Genomic DNA, 5,491 nt, shown 5'->3' with positions numbered 1-5,491 from the left:
CAACTTCCACTAATTGAATATCACCATCATACTCACCAGAATCTAAAAATTTCACTGCTCTCAATGCTCCAGGTGTAGAAAAGTTTGATGATAACTCCTCCCGAACACCTTCACGAGTTGGTTGAGCTTGATCGTCAATTGCTTTCCCAAGAGCTTGAACTGCATCATACGCAGTAATTGTTCGCCAATTCACACTTGAAGTTCCCCACAGCTTTTGAGAGCGTTTTGGAAAATCTGAACCTGTTTCATTTGCTTCAATATCCCATGCTATAGCTACAACCATTTTTACAGCACTATCTTGACCTTTCTCCAGAGTCTTTGCAGAGTAAACATCATCCCCACCTAATACTGCTAAATTCCCTTGATTAACCTGAACTATTTCCAGAGCTCGGTCTAAATAACCTGAGCTGGGAGCTAGCATCAACACATTTGCTAAATCTTTTGCCCTATTGAGAACTTTAGTTGCTTTCTCACGCCAATCTTCAGGATTTTTTGACCATGTAGATAGATCGCAATCTGGGTCTTCTCTTAGAATAATATTCAATTTCCCTATCTCAGAGATAAATTCTTGACTTAGTGATTTGCTGTAATTGCTATCTGAATTATAAAATACAACGGCTTTTACTAAGTTTAACTGACCTTGAGCATATTTTGCTAATGCTTCTGCAGCCGCTCGATCGCTAGGTACAGTGCGAAAAAAATAAGGACTGTAATTTGTTAGTTCAACAGAGGTACTAATAGGAGAGATCGATACAAGCTGGTAATCCTTGTAAATATTAGCTGTTGCTAGGGAAGTGTCACTTGAGTAGTGACCAACTACTCCTAGAATTTCCTTTCTCTTGCCTAACTCTGTAGCAACTTTTTCGGCAATTTCCGTACCATTATTAGAGTCATTATCATCATCATTAGCAATTGCTATTTTCAACATTCCTTCAGCACCCGATCTAGAAAAATTCCAATCATACTGAGCATGAGCAACTCCACGCAAAATTTCCAGAGAAGCATTCAAATTACTACTAATTGGCATAGATACAGCAATAACGTGGTAAGGTTTTTTATTTTTTTCAACTTCTAGATTATTCAGAAAAATTCGTGCTTCTGGATCATTGGGTGTTGATTCCAAGTAATTAGTTAAAGTTCTAAATGCCCGATCGTAATTCCTATTGGCAATTGAATTAATTCCTCTTTCTCTTTCAGGTCTAACTTCCTCTAGATTTGTTAAGGATTTCTCTCCAAATGTAATACGCTCTGAAAGTTCAGGAGGGTTTTCACTACAAGAAATGACAATAAAGATTATGAAACTAAGGAGTATCAGTCTTAGTAGTTTAACTCGTAATATATTGCTCATAAATAAAAAAACAAAAATTCAGCAAAACTAAACTAATATTAGTTCTTAGGAGGATTAAACTTATGTGCATTCAAATCTCTTTAGATCATAATTCACAGCTAGCAGCCCGAGTTAGAATTAAGGCAAAATTTTCACTGTCGGTGCTGAGGTGTCCCTTTGCAGCATCTATTGTAAACTTAAGGTCTTTATCCGAGAGGTAGCCATTGTCATCCTTATCTGTTCCGGTTTTCCATCCTACAGCGATCGCGAACCGTCGCCAAGCCCGAACATCATCTCGAAAAGCTTCCAGGGTATCCCCATTCCCATAAATTACCTGAAGTTGGGCAGTGTAGCCAAATCTGCCATTCGATCTTTGTGTCCATATTCGATTAATTCGCTGCAAGTCTGGGCAAGAAAATTGCTCTGCCTCCGACACAGATATGTAAGAGTAATCCCCATCTCGATCGCCTATTTGGTTAATTAATTGCCAATTCTGTCGATTTGCCTTGCGCCATTGCCCTCCTTCTGTCAAAGCATCCAAACGATTGTACATTGCTTCCACATCTTTTCCTTCTCCCGCTTCTATGACTCCTTTTGAGAAGATAGAGGTAATACTAACCAAAGCAACACTAACCAAAGCAGCAATAGCAGGAACAATTCCCAAACGTTTATAAGAAAGTGGGCGTTTACTAATATTTCTTAATTCGCCCATCACTTCATCAACAGTTTGATAACGATTTCTCCAATCATACAATACCATTTTATCGAGAACTAAACCCAAGTTATTAGTTACATTGACTTGGTTTTTCCAAATAATTTCACCAGTAGATGGGTTTTCTGAAAACTGATTTGCCCCCATTCCAGTTAATACTTCAATACCTATCATTCCCACAGCATAAATATCGCTACAAAATTTAGGTCTACCTGCTGCTTGTTCGCTAGGCATATATCCAGGAGTTCCCACTGCTATTGTTGTAGTTGTATGACCTTGACTTGTTACAGTTAATCCTTTAATTTCTTTGACTGCCCCAAAATCTATTAATACAATTTTGCCATCAGATTTTCTCCGCATAATATTTTGAAGCTTTAAGTCACGATGAATTACCTTTTGCTGATGTACATATTTTAAAACCTCTAATATTTCAGTTAATAGTTTAACAGTCTCATTTTCTGTAAATATTCTTTGAGAATCAATCTCTTTTGCTAAGTCATTTCCTTCAATAAATTCTTGTACTAAATAAAATTTTCCTTCCTCTTCAAAGTAGTCAAAAAAATTAGGTATTTGATTATGTTTTCCCAAGTTTTGTAAAGCTATTGCCTCTTTTTCAAATAATTTTTTAGCCACTTGAAAAACTTTTGGTCTGGGGTCTGATGGAGCTAATTGTTTCACAACACATTGAGGATGATTAGGAATGTCTAAATCAACTGCTAGGTAAGTAGTTCCAAAGCTACCTTTTCCTAATTCAGAGATAATTTTATAACGATTGATAAGTATTTTGTTAGTCATTGTTTTTCTGATGAAGTTATAGCGCTACGCACAAGTTAAAAGTCAGTAGGGGCAAATAGCCATTCGCCCCTACAAAAGTAATCTCTGAGTGAGTTTGAGCATTTAGCTAGAAAATATACCTTTGCTCTAACTCTTCTCGACTTTCAGGGGCGATCGCCTCTCCATCTACTAAGGACAATTTTTTCCTAATTTCCCGCAAAGCAGATATAGCTTCTCTTGCTTTTTGTTTATCAAAATTGAGGTGGTATTTCTTCTAGACTGAATTTAAGTAATCTTTGGGCTAAAATATTTCTGGGTAAATTTAATCTTTGAGCTTCTTTCGCTAGGCAATGGTAGTCTTGGGAACTTAACTTTACAGTTAGTAATTTGGATTCACTCATAATTGCTTTATTGAAAAAAACGATTACTTTAAATTATAGTCTAGTAATATCATGTCCGTATAATCAACGATCAAAAAGTTGTTGTTTGTAGTAGGGCTTTAGCCCTAATTCATAGATAGGGCTGAAGCCCTACTACGAACTTTACTTATAACTATTTAACGAGACATAATATAACAATCAAATTCAACTAATTTTATTGATTATGTTAAATTCTGAACTGCTTGTTCAACTTGAACAATTCTCCCGTGGAGATAAGTTCCAAATCATCCAATTTTTAATGGCTGAATTTGCAAAATAAGAAGGGTTAAAACTATTAGATAATAATAAGGCTTATCGTACTTGGTATTCTCATAATTATTCTGACCTAGCTGATAAATTAATGAGTTTATTAGAACAAGATGAATGGAAAGAAAATGCAGAATGCTAAAAGAATTGAAAAACGACGTTTAGAAATTTCTAATAATGCTCAAGCTACTTTAGAATGTTTCAAACAAGGAACAGCAAAAATAGGCAGTGTGGATGATTTGATTGCTGATTTATTGGATGAGCGAGATGATGAAGATAGTTTGGGATAATCGTTTTAAACGTGCTTTTAGGAAATTAATTAGAAAAAATTATGAGTTTCAGGAAAGTATTGTTAATGCTTTATTTTTCGGTAAATTTCAATAGTTTAATATCTAAAGTTGGCAAATAATTGTTTTTTTTATTCAATAATGGATTGGGAATAAGAAGATTGGCAGAGTCATTGCGAGTGGAACGGAGTGGAGGGAAGCAATCTTTAGTAGTTTTGAAGATTGCTTCGGGGGATTGAAATTTATTCGATAGACTTTTGGTTTTTTGTACCCCCTCGCAATGACAATTAAGTTCATTTAATTAGAGTAATTTGTAGGTTGGGTTGAGGAACGTAGCTTGCTTCTCCGTAGGAGTAACCCAACAAATACTTACAACAAATTTCAGGTTTATGAAGTATATTAGGAATATCTTTTCAAATAGTTTTTGAACTGTTGCATAAAGGATTCATTCTTGTTTGTCTGATGTGCTAGAATTAGTGGGCTTTATATAGAATAGGCTGCATAATTGTTGGGTTGCGCTGTCGCTTAACCCAACCTACTGTAAACCCCCTCGCAATGACAATTAAGTTCATATTATAATGGCAAGTGAAACGGAGTGTGGGTGAAAATTCTCAGTGCCAGGTATCGAAATGTTGAAATAAAGAAAACTCCCTACAAATTACTTTCTAAAACTTTTTTCTGTTGATGAATCAAAGGCTTAGATGTTATGATGCTCATCAAGTTTCTCTGAGAGAGTGCAAATAAGATAATGAGACCTCGACAAGATATAGGGAAAGGCAGCCACACCCTCCAGCATTAAAGGCACACTAAAAAAATTAAACCCATAGAAAATATAGCGGATCGTATCAATAAAATTCTCTCTACCATAGTTCCTGATCACTCGGATAATTGTTTCTCCTACAACTAATAAAAGAATAACCAATACAAATACACAAACCACAAAAACCAATATATACCCAATACATAAAGTGTGTGACCACCACTTAAAAAAACAAAAAAACTCACTTCTCTCTGGTATCACTATCGGGAGATGTCCCCTAGGAGCTTTTCTTTCAAAAACGATGTTATGATCGCATAACCATCCACCTAGAAATCCACTGTTTCGCTTCAGTTTCCATCCAACTTTCTCTGCAAATCGTTTATAAGTTTCTTTTCTAAATTTTAAGGGTATATTTCCAGTATCCAAGTAAATTTTCTTTTGAACACTAAACCCAAAGTGCCCATTACTGTTTTTTACCCAGAGTTGGTCAATGGTTTGCAAGTCAACACAAGAAATATTCTTAATGTTCTTAGAATTTAACTTCCCAAACCATCCTACTTTGGCAGCTTTTTTCATAACTATGTTTGTTTCCTTATTTGCCTCTTTCCACTTTCCTGCCGCCAAAAAGTCACGCAACTTAGCATAATCAATTCCACTAGCTGAAACCAGAGGCACATTACTGGGTAGAGGTTGTATTTGTGGAGAATTCCCAACATTAGGAACAACAGTAGAACCTACAACAGTTGTGGAAGGGTTGTTAACTGGTTTCGTCGGAGGCATAGTTGTTGGGTATATAGTAGCATTAGCAGAATAATTACCAACTCTGAGTTCAGCTATAACTTCATCAATACTTTGATAACGCTTTCTCCAATCATACAACACCATTTTATCCAGAACCCGACCTAAATCATCACTCACATTAACTTGATTTTTCCAAATAATTTC

General features: G+C 35.7%; 5 protein-coding genes. 1 reads left to right on the top strand and 4 read right to left on the bottom strand.

Going from position 1 to position 5,491, the window contains the following annotated elements:
• The 3 genes from F6K22_RS30035 to F6K22_RS30025 all read right to left on the bottom strand — a co-directional run.
• Positions 1–1,348: ABC transporter substrate-binding protein (locus F6K22_RS30035; protein ID WP_293106624.1), on the bottom strand; the 1,348-nt coding region annotated here is incomplete at its 3' end.
• Between the two features lie 85 nt (positions 1,349–1,433).
• On the bottom strand, positions 1,434–2,834 hold the full coding sequence (locus F6K22_RS30030; protein WP_293106622.1) for a serine/threonine-protein kinase: 1,401 nt from the start codon (positions 2,832–2,834) through the stop codon (positions 1,434–1,436).
• Between the two features lie 230 nt (positions 2,835–3,064).
• Entirely contained in the window at positions 3,065–3,214 is a 150-nt protein-coding gene (locus F6K22_RS30025) for a hypothetical protein (RefSeq protein WP_293106619.1), read from the bottom strand.
• A 398-nt stretch (positions 3,215–3,612) separates the two neighbouring features.
• Between F6K22_RS30025 and F6K22_RS30020 the strand changes: the two genes are divergently transcribed.
• Entirely contained in the window at positions 3,613–3,789 is a 177-nt protein-coding gene (locus F6K22_RS30020; protein ID WP_293106616.1) for a hypothetical protein, read from the top strand.
• A 694-nt stretch (positions 3,790–4,483) separates the two neighbouring features.
• On the opposite strand, the gene F6K22_RS30015 is transcribed toward F6K22_RS30020, so the two are convergent.
• Positions 4,484–5,491, bottom strand: a 1,008-nt coding sequence (locus tag F6K22_RS30015) for a GUN4 domain-containing protein (protein ID WP_293106614.1), incomplete at its 5' end; no start/stop codon positions are given.

Origin of the sequence: Okeania sp. SIO2F4 (assembly GCF_010672385.1) — a bacterium.
Classification (GTDB): domain Bacteria; phylum Cyanobacteriota; class Cyanobacteriia; order Cyanobacteriales; family Microcoleaceae; genus Trichodesmium.
The sequence above is the reverse complement of the archived record's forward strand: the minus strand, read 5'-3'. Positions and strand labels throughout refer to the sequence as shown.

Bases quoted from the DNA above. Each gene is read 5' to 3' on its own strand.
- F6K22_RS30030 (WP_293106622.1), bottom strand. From the start codon at position 2,834: ATGACTAACAAAATACTTATCAATCGTTATAAAATTATCTCTGAATTA.
- F6K22_RS30025 (WP_293106619.1), bottom strand. From the start codon at position 3,214: ATGAGTGAATCCAAATTACTAACTGTAAAGTTAAGTTCCCAAGACTAC.
- F6K22_RS30020 (WP_293106616.1), top strand. From the start codon at position 3,613: ATGAATGGAAAGAAAATGCAGAATGCTAAAAGAATTGAAAAACGACGT.